Genomic DNA, 19,063 nt, shown 5'->3' with positions numbered 1-19,063 from the left:
CAAAACTTTCTGTGATAGTAGAAGAACTTATTAAAGAATGCAAAAAGAACAACCCCAAGGCACAGGAACAAATCTACAATTTGTTCGTGAAAAAGCTCTTTGGGGTTTGCTTGAAATATGCCAGTAACTACGCAGACGCACAAGACAATCTACAAGATGGTTTTTTGATTATTTTTCGAAAAATAGAACAATACTCCGGCAAAGGATCTTTTGAAGGTTGGTGCAAACGCATCATAATCAACAACTCTTTGCAAAAATACAAAGGCGTACATTACCTAGAAGTCCTAGATGACAACATTGCAGCCGTTGAAGTAGACCTCGAAACTAATGCGCCGCCATTGGAATATTTGCTTGGTATAATTCAAGAATTACCGCATCAATACCGCATTGTTTTTAGCCTGTATGTATTAGATGGATACTCACACCAAGAAATCAGTGAGATGCTCTCCATATCTACAGGTACTACAAAATCAAACTTGCACAGAGCACGCCATCTTTTAAAAGAAAAAATAGAGAACCGAAATAGCCACCCCAAAGAATCATCGGCACAATGAAAGAGAAAAAAAATATAGACCGACTGTTTCAAGAACAATTAAAAGATTTTGAAGCAATGCCTGATGGACCCGTTTGGCAAAACATCGCTGCGGCCTTGGAGGACGACAAGAAAAAGCGTCGTATCATTCCGTTGTGGTGGTGGTATTCTGGTGTTGCTGTGGCAGTTATTCTTGGTTTATTCGTCATAAAAATATCCAATGATGATGCTATGGCTATTCCTAAAACTGTTGTGCTGCAAAAGCACATACCGCTTGAAAAAGATTCAATTTCGAAAAAGAAAATGCAGACAGTGCAGGAGAATATAGCTTCATCTTTTTCGAATAATAAAAAGAAAAATACTGAACAATCATCAATCAACGCGTCTGAAGTTGTTTCGTCTTCGAATAAGAAAAAAGAAAATACGCAACAAACTTCAAATAACGTGTCTGAAGCTATTTCACTTTCGAATACTAAAAAGAAACATGTTCCACAACCAGCTGTTCAAGAAAATCTAGTGCTTTCATTTTCGAATAATAAAAAGAAAAGTACTCAGCAAACAACTGCAAGCACGCCTGAAGCTATATCATTTTCGAATAAGAAAAAAGAAATGATAGTTGATGCATTAGATTCGAAAGTGAATACAAATAAAACATCACAAGTAGTAACTACAAACAATCAAGTTGCAAGCCTACCAGACAATAACAACACTAATAAATGGAATAATACAGCCGCACAAATTAAAAAACAGTCCACTGAAAATCAAAAAACTGCTGTAGGTACAAACTTAAAAACAACACAAATAGCAGAGAAAGAACCCAACCTACTCGATGCCATTTTGGAGCAGAAAAATAAAAAAAATAAAGCAATAGTAGACGCCAACAAAGGCAAATGGAAAATTGTGCCTACAGTCGCTCCTGTCTACCTGCAAACGAGCACAGGTGGTTCGCCCATTGACAAACAATTGTCAGAAAATGATAAAACGGCCAATACCAATTTGAGTTTTGGACTAGGAGTACGCTATGCGGTGACACCAAAATTGAGCATTCGATCAGGAATAAACAAACTTGCTTTGGATTATTCTACCAGCGGCATACGCTATTCACCAAATGTGGTTAGCAGTGGTTTGTCTAGCGTTGTTTTTAAATCTGATACTGCTTTTGAGGTTCAAAGTGCTGCCAACGATACTCAAAATAATGCCAATACGGTAACACAAAAATCAATAGAAGGTTCCATTAATCAAAAAATGGGTTACTTTGAGTTGCCAATGGAGGTTTCATACGCTCTTTTGAACAAAAAATTTGGACTGAGTTTAATTGGAGGGTTCAGTACCTTATTTTTGAGTGAAAACAAAATTTTGCTCCAGTCCAATGCCACAAATGCAATCCAGGGTGAAGCCAATAATTTGAATAAAATTCATTTGAGTTCCAATTTTGGTGTAGGTTTCAAATATCAAATCGTACCGTCACTGCAGTTTCATTTTGAACCCATGGTTAAATACCAATGGAATACTTTTTCGTCTAATTCGAATGATTTTAAACCGGTTTTTCTAGGTTTATACTCTGGGGTGAGTTATCAGTTTTAGTATTAAAGACCAAAAGCTGGTTGTGAATTACTTGCCAAGTCTCTTCGCGCAATGCTTTGCGATCCAAAAGCGTTTTGCCTTCGGTTGCTATAGGTGTGTGTATTTTGGCACGCATAATCCCTGGGCTTCCACTAAAAAAAGTATAGGAGAATCGTTTTTTATTGTCGGCAAAAGTGATAGGTAGAATCGGAATTTGGTGTTCTAGTGCCAATCGGAATGCACCATCTTTGAATACGTCGAGTACAATTGATTCGTCATTTGGTACACCGCCTTCAGGAAAAATGCAAACACTCAATCCCCTACTCAACCTCATTTGTGCCTGGGTGAAGACTTCGTTTTTACTTTTCGAACTATTTCTATCTACCAATATACAAGTGCGTTTGTAGAAAAATCCAAAAAGCGGAATCTTTGCTAACTCTGCTTTTCCGACAAATACAAAAGGGTTTTTGATCACGGCCAGCATCAACATAATATCGGTCATAGAGGTATGATTGGCAACAATCATGTAGCTTTTTTTAGGATCCAGTTGGTACTCTTTTTTGACTTGATAATAAAAACCCATTCCGATCAAGATAAATTTGGACCATATTCGAGCCATTTTAAAAAAGTAGGGATACCCCTTTTCTGAAAGGATGGATAGCACCAAAAAAGGGAACATCACAATAATAGGAATGGCCATGACTACGTAAAACCAAACTCTCCAAAGTGCCCAAAAAATAATTTTTATACCTTTCATAGGTTCAAAAATAAGGAATAGTACGTTAGTTTTACCAAAAACAATTAAATTTGGGGACAATTAGAATTTAAAAAAATCAATTAGCGTTTTATTTGTAAAGCATGCATGCCATTGGATGTACAACTTTTATAGTTTTACTCCTGTCTTCATTTTTGGTGGCGCATTACTTGTTACAAATCATTCGATATAGAAAATAAAATAATGGCAAAAATACTTACGGGTGTACAAAGCACCGGAACACCACATTTAGGCAATTTACTAGGGGCAATTATTCCTGCAATTGAATTATCAAAAAAACCAGAAAATGAATCCTTTTTGTTTATCGCCGATTTGCATTCGATTACTCAAATAAAAGATGGCGAAACGTTGAGCAACAATACCTACAGCACTGCTGCGGCTTGGTTGGCCTGCGGATTAGATGTTGAAAAAGTTACTTTTTACAGACAGTCAGACGTGCCACAAACAGCGGAATTAACTTGGTATTTAAGTTGCTTTTTTCCGTTTCAACGATTGACATTGGCGCATTCTTTTAAAGATAAAGCCGACCGTTTGGAAGATGTAAACGCGGGATTGTTTAGCTACCCGATGCTTATGGCTGCTGACATTTTATTGTACGATGCCGAAATAGTGCCAGTAGGTAAAGACCAAATGCAACACCTTGAAATTACTCGTGATGTAGCGTCTCGTTTTAATCACCAAATGGGTGAAACGTTTGTATTGCCAGAAGGTAAAATTCAAGAAGATGGCATGCTTATACCTGGAACAAATGGAGGAAAAATGAGCAAATCTGCCAATAACATCATTAATATTTTCTTGGACGATAAAGCACTTCGCAAACAAGTGATGTCTATAGAAACAGATAGCACTCCACTTGAAGACCCTAAAAATCCAGATACTTGCAATTGTTTTGCTATTTATTCGCTGCTTGCTAACACAGAACAAATTGCAACAATGAAAGCAAATTACTTAGCTGGTAATTATGGCTATGGTCACGCCAAACAAGCCTTGTTTGAATTGATTGTAGCAACTTTTAAAACAGAAAGAGAGAAATATACCTACTATATGAATAACCTAGACGAAGTAGATGCTTTATTGCAAAAAGGTGCTGACAAAGCTTCTGTAATTGCTACTGGGATTTTGAATAAAGTTAGAGCAAAATTAGGCTTTAAAGTGCAATAAATTCCATTATTGATTAAATAGAAAAAGCTAGAATTGAATGTCAATTCTAGCTTTTTCTATTTAATCAATTTTTATTATGCTTTATAAAATACTTCCTCAACAGCAATATTCATATCAGGAAACAAAGGGCTTTTTATAAGTTCTCCTTCTGTAAATGGTTTTAGTCCAATGTATTCGCCATTTTTCAATGTGTAAACCAATACCATACGTTCTTCAGGTTCAACGAGCCAATATTCTTTTACACCGCTTTCTTGGTATAAATTAAATTTGGTGTGTAAATCGTGTTTGCTGTTATTTGGGGATAAAATCTCTACAATTAAATCGGGAGCACCATTACAACCTCTATCATCCAATTTACTCTCCTCGCAAATGATGCATAAATCGGGTTGGACAATAGTAGTATCTTTTTTTGCCGATTGTATTGGCAGACGAACATCAAATGGAGCTACATATACACTGCAGGGATGATTTTGAAAAAAACCATAAATCTTCCAATTTAAATTTTGAGAAATAGTTTGATGATTTCTACTCGGAGCAGGACTCATTTTCTTAATAAATCCTCTAATCAACTCAACTCTTTCTGAAAATTGCCACAGCAAATAATCAGAATAAGTATATTCCTTGGTTAGATCTAAATCTGAAAATTGGGTTATAATTGCCATAAGAAACTATTTTATTCAAATTTAATAATTAATTCACTATCCTACTCTTTTACAGTCGATAAACTTTTGTAACAACCGCATCATAGCTACTTTGTCACTAGTAATTGCTTTTGTATCGTGTCCACAACTGTTTCTACAGCAATAGTTCGCATAGCATCTTCATAACCTACTACTATTTTATTGCCATAAACAGAGGTTGGTAACAATGGATATTGCTTTCGATCAGGAATTAAAGAATTAGTCAACGGCTGATTAAAGGGTACAAAACCTGCATAAGGATGGGTTGCGCCCCAAAGTGTAACTACCTTCACGCCTAACATTGCTGCTATGTGTGCGTTGCCAGAATCCATAGAAAGCATCAGATCAAGATTACTGATTAATTGTAATTCTTCCTGGAATTTGAATTGACCCGCTATGTTAATGACGTTCGTTTTCTCTTTTGCAAAAGTTGCTAAAATTTCGATTTCTTTCTTCCCACCACCAAAAAGGAGAATGGTTTTTTTAGGATCTTCTGCCAATTGATTAATTACTTGTTGCATCAAGTCTAGAGGATAGACCTTAGCTGCGTATTGTGCAAAAGGAGCGATTCCGATTAAGTTTTCAGCACCTTGTGTCGTTTTTAATAAATCGGCGCTTAAAATCGCTTTTTTGGGGGATTTTGGTTGTGTGAGATCAATAGCAAAACCTAATTTTTCAAAAACTTGTTGATGGTTTTCGAACATCGTTGGTAGAGGCTCAAAAACCTTGTTCTCTGCTCGAGTAAGCGCTTTTTTTCCGTCACGACCTTTGTTTACTGCAGCGACTTTTTTCCCGCTTAAACCGAATAACGTACGCACTACCTTTGATCGCAAGACATTGTGCAAATCGGCAAAAGCATCAATTTGCAACGCATTTAATTCCCGATACAATCTAACTAATCCAAATAGACCTTTGTGCTTTTCTTTTTCGTCGAAAGCAAAAAAAGTAAGATTCGGAATTCCATCAAAGAAAGGTTTAAAAAATGGACGTGAAACTACGGTCAGTTTTACTTCGGGATATTGAGTTACCAAAGCGCGTAAAACAGGAACCGTCATGGCGACATCTCCCATTGCGGATAGTCTCATGACGGCTATATGTTGTGGTTTTTGTGACAATTTCTGTCTCAAATTACTTCTTTCCTTGGTACAAAATTGGGTTCAATTCATCATCGTTGTACATTTTCATTTGTTTGTACACTTTCATGAATTTTTCGCCACTTTCAATATCTGTCAACAAATCTTCAATTGCTGTAGATAGATCTGTTCTTTGCTCCAATAAAATATTTAATTTTTCTTGACATTTATCTCTATGCTCCTGCGTAGCCTCTGTACGTGTAGCCTCCTCGTGCATATGATAAATCTTCAAGGCAAGAATTGACAATCTATCAAATGCCCAAGCTGGACTTTCTGAGTTGATTTTGGCACCTACTTTTGCTTCTACTTTGCTGTATTTTTGCAAAAAGTAACCGTCGATATATTCTACCATATCGGTACGTTCTTGATTTGATGCATCAATTTTGCGCTTTAAAGTCAAAGCTGCTACTGGGTCAATATTTGGATCGCGTATAATATCCTCATAATGCCACTGCACGGTATCAATCCAGTTTTTCAAATAAAGCAAATGCTCAAATTGATCTTTTGGAAAAGGATTGTTTATAGGTTGGTCAACATTATCAAATTCATGATAATCTTTTATACTTTGTTCGAAAACGGAATAAGCTAGTTTTGAAAACATATCTTTAAAATTTAATGGTCACAAAGATACTTTTTATACTTTTATAAAAAAATTACATTTCGTTTTTCTATTTCGAAAATTATAAAGCCATTCTTACCTATGAAAATTCACCATTTATCTGAGAACAATACCGTCTTAAATCATTTTTTAGCACAAATAAGAAACGTTAATGTGCAAAAAGATCGCTTGCGTTTTAGACGTAATATTGAACGTATTGGTGAAATTATGGCCTACGAAATCAGTAAAGAACTAGAATACAAATCGGTAGCAGTAACTACACCGCTAGGAACTAAGGACACTACCGAAATTAAACATCCAATCGTAGTTGCCTCTATATTAAGAGCAGGATTGCCTTTTCATCAAGGTATCTTGAATATTTTTGACGAAGCAGACAATGGTTTTATCTCGGCTGGCCGTTATACTATTGATGGTGGAGATGCATTCGAAATTAAAGTGGAATATGAAGCTATGGCCTCAATCTCGTCAAAATACGTGTTGCTAGTCGACCCAATGTTGGCAACGGGACAATCAATTGTTGCTGTTTTTAATAAATTGATCGAAAAAGGCTATCCACAAGAAATTCATCTTGCCGTAGTTATTGCAGCTCCAGAAGGGATTGCTTTGTTAGAAAAAGAACTTCCGGAAAATTGCCACCTTTGGATTGCAGCGATTGACGAAAAACTGAATGATCACTTTTATATTGTTCCTGGTCTAGGTGATGCAGGTGATCTTGCGTACGGTTCTAAATTATAATTGAGAGAAAAAAGCAAACAAGCTACACGCAATGAATACACCCAAAACAAGTTCTTGCTTTATTTTTAACTGCGGAATTTCGATGTGATTGGTCGCCATCATTGTCAATGGTGCCATTGTAAAAATTAGCAAATCATTACTCTTATTGGGTGCTATCACAAAAATAACGACTGCAATAAAAAAGGAAGCAATTACTTTTTTGTAGGTTGCATGGGTACTACTCGGTTTTGACGAGAAGGTAGTTACAACCGAGATAACGAAGAACATGGCTACAGTAGCATAAATAGATAAGGCCGCATTTTGATAATTATTGGTAAAATAATCGATAGAAAAACTAGTAGCAACACTCTTATCAATATAAGCTGCAACATCCAAATCAGACAAAATTGCGAATACAAAGAATAAAATTATAGAGGCAAACATGGCAATAAAAGGTAATAACCAGTTTCTGTAATCACGTGCTACGTGAAACATGATCGAAATAAATACCAACGCCAAGTATAAAATACACCAAAACTGAAATAAAGCAGCTACAAAGATCCATAACGAAGCATCGAATATTTTTTCTTTCGAAGCTTTCAAAGAATGAAGTGATATCAACCTTCTCAAAGCCAACAAAACGAAAAGATTGGCCAATACTAAATTAAAATTATCCCACAAAGACGGAAAGAACAGAAAAAAAAGTAGGTAGAACAAAACCGGATAACTACTGTCTTTGCTCAAGTCATTCTTCTTACAAATGAAGTTGGTCATGAATACAGATCCAATCACAACCGCTAATATTCCGACCTTTTTAATAATTAAGGGAGTAGAATTAACCCAAGAAACATCTCTTATTTGATAGATAGAAAAGAATACTAGTATCAAAATTACTATCAATGTGAAATTTAATGGTGTAGATTTTCTAAAAACGCTTGTTATCATAAGGATATTTTATACTTTTGTGACTGTAAATATAATACTTGTTTAAAAAGGAAAGGGTCAAGTTCAAAAAGATTCTTTAAAAAAGGTATTTACAACCGAATTAATATACAAAACAATATAATTTTAACGATATGAAAGCATTTTTCGAAGGAATTCAATACCTATTTGTTAACATCTTGTTTGCTCCGCTTGATTTTTTACGTTCTCTAGAACTTAGAACTTGGTTTGGTGCAAATCTTATTAACTGGGTTTTTATGGCAATTTGTGCTGCTGCAATGGTTTACTGGATCAAACAATTAAGAATTTTTGATGAAGCAGGAACCGAAAATCAAGATACTACTGCACATTCATTCTTGAAATAAAAAAACAAAATCCTCAATCTTTACAGATTGAGGATTTTTTTTATCCTTTTTATAATAGATCGTTTCCGATGTCTCTTCTAAAATTCTTTTTCTCGAATTGAATTTTATCTACATTGGCATACGATTTTTTCAATGCTTCTTGAAAATTGTCACCATAAGATGTTACTGCAATAACACGGCCTCCATTGGTCACTACCGCATCACCTTCTAATTTGGTTCCGGCATGAAAAACAATTGAATCGGTGATGTTTTCTAATCCAGTAATTACTTTTCCTTTTTCAAACTCTTCAGGGTAACCACCAGAAACCAGCATTACTGTAGTTGCGCTTCTTTCGTCAACTTCAAGTTCTATTTCGTCTAATTTTTCATTAGCTACAGCAACAAACAATTCAACCAAATCAGTTTTTAAACGTGGTACCACAACTTCAGTTTCAGGATCACCCATACGTACGTTGTACTCAATCACGATTGGCTCATTGTTGACGTTGATCAAACCAATAAAAACAAAACCTTTGTATTCAATTCCGTCTTTTTGAAAACCTTCGATAGTTGGTTTAACGATGCGTGTTTCAATTTTTTCCATCAAAACATCATCAACATAGGATACTGGAGAAACAGCTCCCATACCACCTGTATTCAAACCTGTATCGCCTTCACCAATTCGCTTATAATCTTTGGCTGTTGGCAGAATTTTGTAACTTTTACCATCTGTCAGTACAAAACAACTTAATTCAATACCGTCCAAAAATTCTTCGATCACCACTTTTGAACTTGCAGCACCAAATTTTTGACCTACGAGCATATTTCGTAATTCCTCTTGTGCTTCGGCAAGATCATGAATAATCAACACTCCTTTTCCAGCGGCTAGTCCATCTGCTTTCAATACAAAAGGTGCTTTTAATGTTGCCAAAAATGCACAACCTTGTTCTACTGTTTCAGCAGTAAAACTGTCATAAGCAGCTGTTGGAATGTTGTGTTTTACCAAAAATTCTTTGGCAAACTCTTTACTTCCTTCCAAGGTAGCTCCTAGTTTTGATGGTCCAATTACTGGAATATCCTTTAAATCAGTATCATTTTTAAAAAAATCAAAAATACCTTTTACTAATGGATCCTCTGGACCAACTACAACCATTTCAATTTTTTTGTCCAAAACCAAAGCTTTAACCGCTTCAAAATCTGTTGGACTTATCGCTACATTTGTTGCTATAGAAGCCGTTCCTGCATTTCCTGGTGCTACAAAAAGCGTGTCACAAAGCGGACTTTGAATCATTTTCCAAGCAAAAGCATGTTCTCTTCCTCCAGAACCTAATAGTAAAATATTCATCGTTATAGTTTTTTAGTAAATTATTTCATTTTCGAAAATGATGTTGCAAAAATAATTGGTTTTAAATCTAATACCAATTATAATGTTTATTAAATCCAAAATAAATAGATAAACAATAAAGCATGTCAGGGCAAACACGTTAATTTAAAAAGGAAAAGGCAGCCACGAATTACACGAAATACACGAATTTGGATGATGTAAAATTGCACGAATCATCAACCTACAAAAAAATTAGTGTAAAATTAATTTTTACGTTTTAGTAATTTGTGAAAATCTGCGTAATTCGTGTCCAAAAACATCAAGTGCGATTGTCCAGTAAAACACGTCCATAAATTAGTTGTTAATGAGAACGTTTAGCCCTATTTTTGATAAAAAAAACATGTTTTCAGTTTTCGATTTATCGCTTCAACTCAATGGCTTTCCGATTATGAAAGCGAAAACAGACTTGAACACAATTGCCAACTTGTCTGAAAAAGAAAAAGAGGCTTTTATCGAAAATAAAAAAAAGGAAATAGTTGCCTTTCACTTGAAAAACAACCCTTTCTATAAAAATTTAGTGGGCGAACGAAAGAGTCAAGATTGGGATCAATTGCCTGTTTTGAACAAAACAAACCTCCAAGCTACATTAAAAAGTAGGTTATCAGAAGGCTTTACTGTAAAGAATGTCTACACCAACAAAACCTCTGGCTCTAGCGGAACCCCCTTTATTTTTGCAAAAGACAAATACAGTCATGCGCTCACATGGGCGTCTAACTACCTGCGCTTTGGCTGGCATGGTATTGACCTCAACACGGCATATCAAGCTCGTTTTTATGGCATTCCGAAGGATTTTGTCAGTCGAAATAAAGAGCGATTGAAGGATTTTTTGAGCAACCGCTACCGATTTTCAGTCTTTGATTTGTCTGATCAAAAGTTTGAAGAGTTTATACTTAAATTTAAAAATAATCCTTTTGATTACATAAATGGTTACACGAGCGCCATTGTGCTCTTTGCTAAATATTTGCAGCATAAAAATATTGTTTTAAAAACGATCTGTCCAACTTTGAAAGTTTGCGTAGTGACCTCAGAAATGCTTTTCGAAAAAGATAAAAAACTACTAGAGACCCAATTTGGAATCCCCGTTGTTAATGAATATGGAGCATCAGAACTTGATTTGATAGCTTTTGAAAATAATCAGGGCGAATGGCAGATCAATACCGAAACGCTTTTTGTAGAGATACTAGACGACCAAAACAAATCTCTTCCTTATGGGCAATCGGGTCGCGTGGTGATTACGTCATTGTTCAATAAAGCACATCCTTTCATTCGATATGATATTGGAGATATTGGCACATTCGACGAAAAAAGCACTCCTTCAAAACCGATCTTAAAACAACTTTTGGGTCGAACCAACGACATTGTTCAGTTTCCAACGGGTAAAAAAGCAGGCGGATTGGTGTTTTATTATGTGACCAAAAGTATTATTGAAGACGACGGAAATGTAAAGGAATTTGTAATCAAACAGACTGAAATTGACCAATTCGAAATAGAATATGTAAGCAACACCGAACTAACTGCAGCTCAAATTTTGACGATTCAAAAAGCAATTGACTTGTATTTGGAACCGAACCTGCATTTTGTTTTTATTCGAAAAGAAATCCTGGAGCGATCCAACAGAGGGAAGCTAAAACAATTTAGTTCACTTTTGCCACTTTCTTAATGTAAAATGGTTTTATGAACAATTGTGTACATAAAAACACGCTCATACAAGCCAAAGCAGAAATCCAACTCAAACCATGGAATTGCTTGTAAACTCCAAAATTATGCTTGACCAAATCTAACTTTGATGCCGAAATAGAGTTTTGCCTGATTCTATAGATCGCCAAGCTTTCTGGTACTGCCTTTGCACTTTTTATCTTTTTAAGAATGGTGAGCCAATGCATCCAATCTTGTCTTTTTCTATTGGGTAAAATAGAAACTTTTCCAAAAAAATGACTGTCGTATATGCCTGTGAGATTGCCTACGTAATTGCAAAAAAACAATTGACGGTAGGATAAATTTTGTGGAGGAACGACCCTTACGTTTAATAATTTACCCTTTTCATTCATGCAATCGTAGGATGAAAAAGTAAACGGAACCGCATGAGACTTCATGAAATCAAGCTGTGTTTGTAATTTTTCGGGTTTCCATAAATCGTCTGCATCCAGAAAAGCGATATATCTGCCCTTGGCTTGTTTCAAAGCGGTATTTCGAGCAACACCTGTTCCTGAATTTTGTGCTAACTGCGTCCATTGCACTCGAGTATCTATAGCGGCTATAGATTTGAGTATGTCCAATGTTTGATCTGTAGAGGCATCATCAACAATGATGATTTCCCAATTGGTGTAGGTTTGTTCTCGAATGGATTGCACGGCATCTTTGATAAACAAAGCCGAATTATAGGTAGGAATCAAGATGGATACTAACGCGTTTTCCATATTAAAATGCTTTTTCGTCTCCTTTAAAAATATCAATAATGGTTTGGAAGATGATTTTTAAATCCAAATAGAATGACCAATTTTCGATATAAAAAACATCATACTTGACACGGTTTTCCATATCACGTTCGTTATTTATTTCGCCTCTATACCCACTTATTTGAGCCAGTCCTGTAATCCCAGGTTTCACGCTATGGCGCACAAAGTATTTCTTGATTTTGTCTCGGTAAGCGTTATTATGTACCCACAATTGCGGTCTAGGTCCCACAATTGACATATCACCCAAGAGCACATTAAAAAATTGAGGCATCTCATCGATACTTGTTTTACGCATAAACTGACCTAGTTTGGTGATTCTAGGATCGTCTTTTATCGTTTCATGCTCTGTGCTTTGGTTCAAAACCATGGAACGAAATTTATAGCATAAAAATTCTTCTTGATTAATTCCGGGTCTTCCTTGTATAAAGAAAATAGGTCCTTTTGATTCTAATTTAATTAAGAGTCCGATTATGGGAACAAGCCATGATAAGACGAATACAATGACTAATAGTGCAAAAAGAACATCAAAAAAACGTTTTGTAAACTGAATTTCGGGTTCGTTTAAAGCACTTTTTGAAAGGGACAAAACCGGAAAAAGTTCATAATAATCCATTTTTAGATTCTTGCTAAAAATGTCTTTGGTATCTGGTATGAACTTCAAGTTTCTATTGTTTTCATACATGAAGTCAACAAGATTTTTAATTTTAGTATTCGATAAATCACTTAAGGAGCAATATACTTCGTCTACATTTTTTTTTAATACATAGTCTTGCACGTCTTCATATTTACCAATGATTTCTTCATTTTCTTTCTTATCCGAAAAAAAGCCAAGAAAATGGTAGCCATAATCGACTTTGGTTTCAAACAGTTTTTTGAGTTGCAAAGCTTCATCAGAATAGCCTATGATTATGGTGCTCCTGTAATTACTACCCGTGATAAGGCGGTACTCTCTCAAGAGATAAAAAAGTACAAATTTGGCCAATGCGACCGAAAGTGTGCACAAGACAAAAAACTTAATAATAAGCCATTTATTAAACCCATCTTCACCTGAAAACGGAAAATAAGCCACTGCAAGAAGAGCAAAAACAGTTAGCTGCTTGGTGATCTTAGAAAAAATTTCGATTTGTGTAGTAAAACGGTAGACTTGATAAAAATCTACAATAAAGGCAACTATGCTCCAGCTGAGAAGGAGAAAGCCAGCATAGCGACCCGTATTGAAAGAGGCTTCATGAAACAATAGATGTGTCAAAGTGATAATAATTAGCAAATCAATAAGAATGCTAATAGGTCTAATGTATTTTGAATATCTTCCTATACGAGTGTACTTCATGCTTTATGCTATCAATTTTTTGGTCTAAATGAATGTTATAGTAACAGACAATATCGTACAAAATTTTATTATACGACTACAAATAAAGACTAAAAATTGAATTATAGACCTAAGATCTGTTCCAAAATTTTAATTGTAATCAAATAAGTTGGTTTTACCCCAGTAGTTCCAAGTCCTCCAGAGGCCAAAGTGCTTCCTGTTTCTAGTGGATTATCAGATGCGTAGTAGGCGTAACGAACTTTTACATCTTTTGGGATACTCTTTCTAATTTTTGATGCCGATTGAATGGCTTTTTGATAGTAAGATCCTTCCATTTCTAGACCAATCACACCCCAAGTAGAATCATGAAAGAACTTTAATAAATCTCTATTTTGTAATGACGTTCCAAGAACGGTTACCATTGGTCCAGAGAATACTTGAATATCATTACCCTCAAACATATCACCTGTAAGTTCATTTTCAAAGTAATAATTATCTGCTGTACCTTCGTTGATATGTGCATTTGGAATCATGATATCACCTTTTCCTCCTTCAAGAATACCTGCTTTACCCATGATCGAAACCGATTCTACATTTAAGAAAGTCTCCTTGTTGTATGGTTTCAATAATTCGTCAATGGTTTCATAGGCTTGTTCTCCAAACGCATAATCCATAACGATCAATACCGGTTTTTCATCTGCTAATTTTGATTTAGGAAATGAAGTAAGGTCCCAATTGATCTTGGCTGTGTCAAAAATTTGCACATCAATGTTGGTTCCTGAAGTGTCAGGTAAGGATATCATTCCGTTTTTGATGGCAATATCTTCCACTTTGGCTCTTAACTCTTTGGCTTCTGATTTACTCAATTCTTCATAGATTCCAAAATCACTCATTCCTTTGAATTTTGATTTCAAGGCAGGAGTGGCAAAAATAGAGTTCATCACCGAGTGCATATTGGCACTAATGACATGAATTGGTCTTTCTAGAAGTTTGTTTTCTTTCAAAACATCCTTTATGTGCGTAGCCCAGATGTCACCGTGTATGTGGTGCCCCAAACGCTCTCTCAAAATCGGACTGAAGGTGATTGTTCTTTTTTTGTTTTCCATCACTTCTTCAATCGCTAATTTTCCGATCCAGTAAATGATTTGTAAAAAACGATCAGGTGTTCCTTCGTTTCCAAAATCATCATAGATATCGCTGATGTCTTCGAAGGTTCTTCCTAAAATATTAGATACGTGAGAAATTGTTTTTTCTCTTTCGATCAATGTCAATTTTTTCTTTTGAGTAACAGCCTGCTCAAGTTTGATCCAGTCTCTAGAAAGCTCGCCAGAATCATCAAGCATTACGCGTTGACTTATTTTATGTGATTCAATAAAAATAAAAGTAAGGTGAGTCAAGATATCATAAATATCAGATCGACCTCTTGTGATTTCGATATGCATCAAATCATCATCAATACGGTAGCAATTACGTCTTCTTTTTGGAGGAACAATTGCTTTGAAGTGTGATTTATCATAGCCTTCGTGAGACGTTAAATTGATAAAACGACATTCTTCAAGACCAATTGGTAAACGTTCAATAACGTACAATAGTCCTTTTAATTCTACCTTTTCGTCTGCAATATGACCATAAATTTCAGGTCTAAGTGTTAACAACGCCTCTCTAAGGCTGTCTCCAGATACTCCCATTGGCTTGTAGAAACCACGGTTAAACAAGTGACGGATTGTTACATACAATTTTTCAATGGCAGCAGATGATTCCTGCGCTCGTGTAATGGTTAAATTTTTTGTTTCTTTCATATTTTCAATTTTACAAACTGACTATTACAGATTATTTCTGATCTTGAAAAGAGTAGAAATGGTTTGTAAATCACCAGTTATGATGATGACCTTATTATTAGGTCTATTTTATTGTTGTTAATAAATCAACTATTTTTCTATCGTTGGCCAATCTTGGCACTTTATTTTGTCCGCCCAATTTACCAATTGACTTCATATACTCTTGGAAACCATTTTTGGCTACTTTGGTAATTACGGCTGTTTGCAAAATATTACCCACTATTAAATCATCATAGTAGCTATTTTGTTTTCGCATGGCGTTGTCAATTGCGAGTGCAAAGGTAGTCCAATTGGTGGGTTCTCCTGACGCTTCTGTATCAAATTCTATAAACCATTCGTGATACGGCAACCCATTTGTAGGGTTAATTTGCGGTGCCACGGTAAATTCATTTACTCGAATGCTTGTTCCCTCCATCGCTTCTTGCAATGCCGACTCTACTTCTTTGCCAATGACATGTTCTCCAAAAGCAGAAATATAATGTTTTATTCGACCCGAAACTATTACTCTATACGGTTTTAAGGAAGTGAACTGGACTGTATCACCAATATTGTACCCCCAGAGACCGGCATTGGTCGAAATGATTAATACATAATTGACACCCAATTCAACTTCGCCAATCGTGTACCGTTTAGGTTTGTCCGAATGAAATTCGTCACTTTTTATAAATTCATAAAACATTCCTGCATTCAAGAGCAGTAACATCCCTTTTTCTGTTTGAGAATCTTGGTAGGCAAAAAATCCTTCTGATGCAGGGAATAATTCGATACTTGGTACTTTTCGACCTATCAAATTTTCGAACTTTGCTCGGTAGGGTTCGTAATTGACACCACCGTAAATAAAGAGATTGAAGTTTTTGAAAATATCTCCCACAGGCTTCCCTCCTTTTTGATGCAGTTTTTCGAAATACATTTGTACCCAAGACGGAATTCCGGAAATCACCGTCATATTCTCATTGAAGGTTTCTTCGACGATCGCATCAATCTTAGCTTCCCAATCTTCCATGCAGTTGGTTTCCCAAGACGGCATGCGGTTTTTTTGGAGGTATTTGGGAACAAAATGCGCTACAATACCCGAAAGTCTCCCAAACTGTATTCCGTACTTTTCCTCCATGATTGGGCTACCTTGCAAGAAAATCATCTTACCCGATACAAAATCGGCTTTGCCTGTTTCGTGTATGTAATGCAAGATGGCATTTCGAGCTGCTTCGATATGGTACGGCATTGATTCTTTGGTGAGCGGAATGTATTTGGCTCCCGAAGTGGTTCCAGAGGTTTTGGCAAAATACAAAGGTTTGCCTGGCCACAGTATATTTTCTTGTCCTTTGACTACTTTTTCAACATACGGTTTTAAATCTTCGTAATCACGGATAGGTACGTTTGTGGCAAAATCTTGATAGGTTTTGATGGTGTCAAAATGGTGGTTTTTGCCAAACTCAGTATTTTGGGCTGTTTTAATCAAAGAGTTAAAAACAGCTTGTTGCGTTGCCACAGGATTATTTGCCCAAGCTTGCGTTTTTTGGACCACTTTTTTGGCAAATATCTTGGCTGCAATTGATTTTATAAACATGCTATTTTTGTTTTTTGGTACTTTGTCCTTTTAATTTGGACTGTTGGGCTGCTTTTTTTTCCTGTTCTGCCACTTCGTTTCTTAGTTCTATTTCTTCTTCTGTGGCATTGAGATTTTGTTGCGGCACAGGTTCTTCAATATTCATGATAGAATCTTTGTTGAACTTGGCGTATTCTAATTCTCCGTTGAGCACTTTTTGAATGGATTGAATGTAGGCTTCGTTTTTCTTTAAGGCTAGAGTCAAAGAATCTGATTTTAATGCCAATTCGGTAGCGTCTCTTTTTAGTTTTGAGGACGAGTAACCGGGTATGTATTCTCTCAATGGTGTGAACGCAATGATTACGGTGGTGATCGAAATAAGTACAATGGCTCCAAGGGTAGCCACAACAAAAACATTCATTAAGGTTAACCGAACTGAAAATAATTCCTCAAAAGTATCTTCATTCAAAATCAACAGTCGATTTTTGGTGAATAGTTTTTTGTGAAGTTTTTTGCGTTTTATTCTTTTCTTGGACATTGTATTTTCTATATCTCACAAATATAATAATTAATGTAAACCAAACGGGGGTTCGAAAATGATTGTTGTTTTTATAACCATTAAAGAGATAATTGAATAAACATGCTGTGAAATGAAAAAATATTAACGTCCCGAAGCGTCGGGACTGGTTAACGATTTCAGATGTGAGAGAACGCTAAAAACAAATGAAATATTTTTTACTTAGACAAAATCAATCCCAATATTCAATTTATTATTCGCTAAAACGCTGAAAATAAGCACGTTTTTATTTACTTGCACAAAATAAAAAATCAATCCCGACGCTTCGGGACGTTAATCTACAATCTCAAATCTCAACTGTTTTTTAGCTCGAGTTTGCGCGCATGAGGGATAGGAATAAGCTACCGAAGTAGCATGCCACTAAGCGTTGGGGGCCCGACAGCAGTACCGCGAGGGGATTTATGAGCGCAAACAAAATGAGCCCATTGCGGTACCGCTGGCATGCCCTGATTATAAATTTGAATGGTTTTGAGCATTTTATATGTTGTGTTTTAATAAAGTTTTAACTTTGAACGTTGCAAAATATTCGGATTTAGTGAGTTTGAATTGCAGAATTCTATATACCTTTGTCCCTACATTTTATTAAAAATAGGCTTCGGCATAAATTATTCGATCATGGGAAGATTTGGAGTTACAGAAATCCTAGTTATATTGGCGGTTGTATTGTTACTTTTTGGAGGTAAAAAAATTCCAGAATTAATGAAAGGTTTAGGTAGTGGTCTCAAAGAATTTAAGAACGCCTCTAAAGATGATGCCGTTACTGAAAAAAAAGACGATAGCGAGAAAGAGACTAAATAAGAAATTTTGTTTCTTGTTTGAATCCCAAAATTTAATTGAAAAATTGAGTTTTGGGATTTTTTTTGTGCTTAAAATCAAAGACTAATATGGCGAGACGGATATTTAAAAGTTAAAAAATATGTTTTTGGAACACAAATTTCACGAATTTTCACAAACCTTAGATATTCAAAAAATACAATTACACGAATTTACCCAAATGGTGTTTAGTTCTTGCTACCGTCCTTGATAGTTTACAACACTTGATTGTAAAATTTAATAATTACTCCTTGCATTCTCAAAAAATACAGTATTTTAGTACCCAAAATATTTTTGCTGTTATAACTTTATAAATGAATCAAATACCGTATTCGCCTGGTTTACACAAATTGGTTACCCTTGAGGTAGCAAAATTAGATACACTTACTTCAAGCCAAGATTTCATCACTTTTTCTGAAGGATTGTTATTGAAATACGAACTGGAAAAAGTAGGCATCAGTGTTCATGATTTTGATAATGATAGTTTTACCATTGCCATTTGCTTGAAGGAATCTCATATTTGTATTCATACTTGGCCCGAATTTCAACAACTGACCTTGGATGTGTATTTGTGTAATTACTTGCAGGACAACACACAAAAAGTAAAGGATATTACGGCAGATTATATTACTTATTTTGAAGCAGTGGTACTTAAAGATTTTGAAATTAACAGATAA

Annotated in this window: 19 protein-coding genes; 8 read left to right on the top strand and 11 right to left on the bottom strand. The window is 35.5% G+C overall.

Annotated elements, in window-relative coordinates; all coding sequences use genetic code 11:
- Positions 1 to 11 precede the first annotated feature (11 nt).
- On the top strand, positions 12 to 554 hold the full coding sequence (locus FFWV33_RS04675; protein WP_108739840.1) for an RNA polymerase sigma factor: 543 nt from the start codon (positions 12 to 14) through the stop codon (positions 552 to 554).
- Complete coding sequence (locus FFWV33_RS04670) at positions 551 to 2,116, top strand: hypothetical protein (RefSeq protein ID WP_108739839.1); 1,566 nt, start codon at positions 551 to 553, stop codon at positions 2,114 to 2,116. Before FFWV33_RS04675 ends, FFWV33_RS04670 begins: the two co-directional genes overlap by 4 nt.
- Here the strand turns inward: FFWV33_RS04670 and FFWV33_RS04665 are convergent.
- The gene (locus FFWV33_RS04665) at positions 2,067 to 2,852 is read right to left on the bottom strand and encodes a lysophospholipid acyltransferase family protein (protein WP_108739838.1); all 786 of its coding nucleotides are present in this window, start codon (positions 2,850 to 2,852) and stop codon (positions 2,067 to 2,069) included. The two genes, FFWV33_RS04670 and FFWV33_RS04665, sit on opposite strands and share 50 nt — an antisense overlap.
- Before the next feature lie 201 nt (positions 2,853 to 3,053).
- Between FFWV33_RS04665 and trpS the strand changes: the two genes are divergently transcribed.
- Complete coding sequence (gene trpS, locus FFWV33_RS04660; RefSeq protein ID WP_108739837.1) at positions 3,054 to 4,031, top strand: tryptophan--tRNA ligase; 978 nt, start codon at positions 3,054 to 3,056, stop codon at positions 4,029 to 4,031.
- A gap of 74 nt (positions 4,032 to 4,105) precedes the next feature.
- Here trpS and FFWV33_RS04655 read toward each other — a convergent pair whose 3' ends face one another.
- The 3 genes from FFWV33_RS04655 to FFWV33_RS04645 all read right to left on the bottom strand — a co-directional run bounded on the left by FFWV33_RS04655 (position 4,106) and on the right by FFWV33_RS04645 (position 6,445).
- Positions 4,106 to 4,693: a Uma2 family endonuclease gene (locus FFWV33_RS04655; protein WP_108739836.1), complete on the bottom strand. Its 588-nt coding sequence runs from the start codon at positions 4,691 to 4,693 to the stop codon at positions 4,106 to 4,108.
- Between the two features lie 86 nt (positions 4,694 to 4,779).
- Entirely contained in the window at positions 4,780 to 5,796 is a 1,017-nt protein-coding gene (locus FFWV33_RS04650) for a glycosyltransferase family 9 protein (RefSeq protein ID WP_108742454.1), read from the bottom strand.
- A 43-nt stretch (positions 5,797 to 5,839) separates the two neighbouring features.
- Positions 5,840 to 6,445: a DUF4254 domain-containing protein gene (locus FFWV33_RS04645; protein WP_108739835.1), complete on the bottom strand. Its 606-nt coding sequence runs from the start codon at positions 6,443 to 6,445 to the stop codon at positions 5,840 to 5,842.
- Between the two features lie 99 nt (positions 6,446 to 6,544).
- On the opposite strand from FFWV33_RS04645, the gene upp reads away from it, so the two are divergent.
- Positions 6,545 to 7,198, top strand: coding sequence for a uracil phosphoribosyltransferase (gene upp / locus FFWV33_RS04640; protein ID WP_108739834.1), 654 nt, complete (start codon positions 6,545 to 6,547; stop codon positions 7,196 to 7,198).
- Here upp and FFWV33_RS04635 read toward each other — a convergent pair.
- The gene (locus tag FFWV33_RS04635; RefSeq protein WP_108739833.1) at positions 7,193 to 8,122 is read right to left on the bottom strand and encodes a DUF6427 family protein; all 930 of its coding nucleotides are present in this window, start codon (positions 8,120 to 8,122) and stop codon (positions 7,193 to 7,195) included. The two genes, upp and FFWV33_RS04635, sit on opposite strands and share 6 nt — an antisense overlap.
- 131 nt (positions 8,123 to 8,253) lie before the next feature.
- Between FFWV33_RS04635 and FFWV33_RS04630 the strand changes: the two genes are divergently transcribed.
- Complete coding sequence (locus FFWV33_RS04630; RefSeq protein ID WP_108739832.1) at positions 8,254 to 8,484, top strand: DUF6341 family protein; 231 nt, start codon at positions 8,254 to 8,256, stop codon at positions 8,482 to 8,484.
- A 49-nt stretch (positions 8,485 to 8,533) separates the two neighbouring features.
- Here the strand turns inward: FFWV33_RS04630 and purD are convergent, their stop codons facing one another.
- On the bottom strand, positions 8,534 to 9,808 hold the full coding sequence (gene purD, locus FFWV33_RS04625) for a phosphoribosylamine--glycine ligase (RefSeq protein ID WP_108739831.1): 1,275 nt from the start codon (positions 9,806 to 9,808) through the stop codon (positions 8,534 to 8,536).
- Between the two features lie 379 nt (positions 9,809 to 10,187).
- On the opposite strand from purD, the gene FFWV33_RS04620 reads away from it, so the two are divergent.
- Positions 10,188 to 11,507, top strand: a complete 1,320-nt coding sequence (locus FFWV33_RS04620) for a phenylacetate--CoA ligase family protein (RefSeq protein ID WP_108742453.1) — start codon at positions 10,188 to 10,190, stop codon at positions 11,505 to 11,507.
- Here FFWV33_RS04620 and FFWV33_RS04615 read toward each other — a convergent pair.
- The 5 genes from FFWV33_RS04615 to FFWV33_RS04595 all read right to left on the bottom strand — a co-directional run bounded on the left by FFWV33_RS04615 (position 11,482) and on the right by FFWV33_RS04595 (position 17,534).
- Positions 11,482 to 12,264 (bottom strand): glycosyltransferase family 2 protein, encoded by a 783-nt coding sequence (locus FFWV33_RS04615; protein ID WP_108739830.1) that lies wholly within the window; start codon positions 12,262 to 12,264, stop codon positions 11,482 to 11,484. The two genes, FFWV33_RS04620 and FFWV33_RS04615, sit on opposite strands and share 26 nt — an antisense overlap.
- Position 12,265: 1 nt before the next feature.
- Positions 12,266 to 13,633: an undecaprenyl-phosphate glucose phosphotransferase gene (locus tag FFWV33_RS04610; RefSeq protein ID WP_108739829.1), complete on the bottom strand. Its 1,368-nt coding sequence runs from the start codon at positions 13,631 to 13,633 to the stop codon at positions 12,266 to 12,268.
- A 101-nt stretch (positions 13,634 to 13,734) separates the two neighbouring features.
- Positions 13,735 to 15,411, bottom strand: coding sequence for a DUF6909 family protein (locus FFWV33_RS04605; protein ID WP_108739828.1), 1,677 nt, complete (start codon positions 15,409 to 15,411; stop codon positions 13,735 to 13,737).
- A gap of 103 nt (positions 15,412 to 15,514) precedes the next feature.
- A complete protein-coding gene (locus tag FFWV33_RS04600; RefSeq protein WP_108739827.1) occupies positions 15,515 to 17,017 on the bottom strand; it encodes a GH3 auxin-responsive promoter family protein in 1,503 nt (500 codons plus the stop codon).
- A 1-nt stretch (position 17,018) separates the two neighbouring features.
- Positions 17,019 to 17,534 (bottom strand): 6TM ABC transporter family protein, encoded by a 516-nt coding sequence (locus FFWV33_RS04595; RefSeq protein ID WP_108739826.1) that lies wholly within the window; start codon positions 17,532 to 17,534, stop codon positions 17,019 to 17,021.
- Positions 17,535 to 18,188: 654 nt separating this feature from the next.
- Between FFWV33_RS04595 and tatA the strand changes: the two genes are divergently transcribed.
- Together tatA and FFWV33_RS04585 are read left to right on the top strand one after the other, a co-directional pair.
- A complete protein-coding gene (gene tatA / locus FFWV33_RS04590) occupies positions 18,189 to 18,371 on the top strand; it encodes a twin-arginine translocase TatA/TatE family subunit (RefSeq protein WP_108739825.1) in 183 nt (60 codons plus the stop codon).
- A 329-nt stretch (positions 18,372 to 18,700) separates the two neighbouring features.
- Positions 18,701 to 19,063, top strand: coding sequence for an S-adenosylmethionine decarboxylase family protein (locus tag FFWV33_RS04585; protein ID WP_108739824.1), 363 nt, complete (start codon positions 18,701 to 18,703; stop codon positions 19,061 to 19,063).

Origin of the sequence: Flavobacterium faecale (genome assembly GCF_003076455.1) — a bacterium.
Taxonomy (GTDB): Bacteria; Bacteroidota; Bacteroidia; order Flavobacteriales; family Flavobacteriaceae; genus Flavobacterium; species Flavobacterium faecale.
This window is presented reverse-complemented; position numbering and strand designations above follow the sequence as displayed.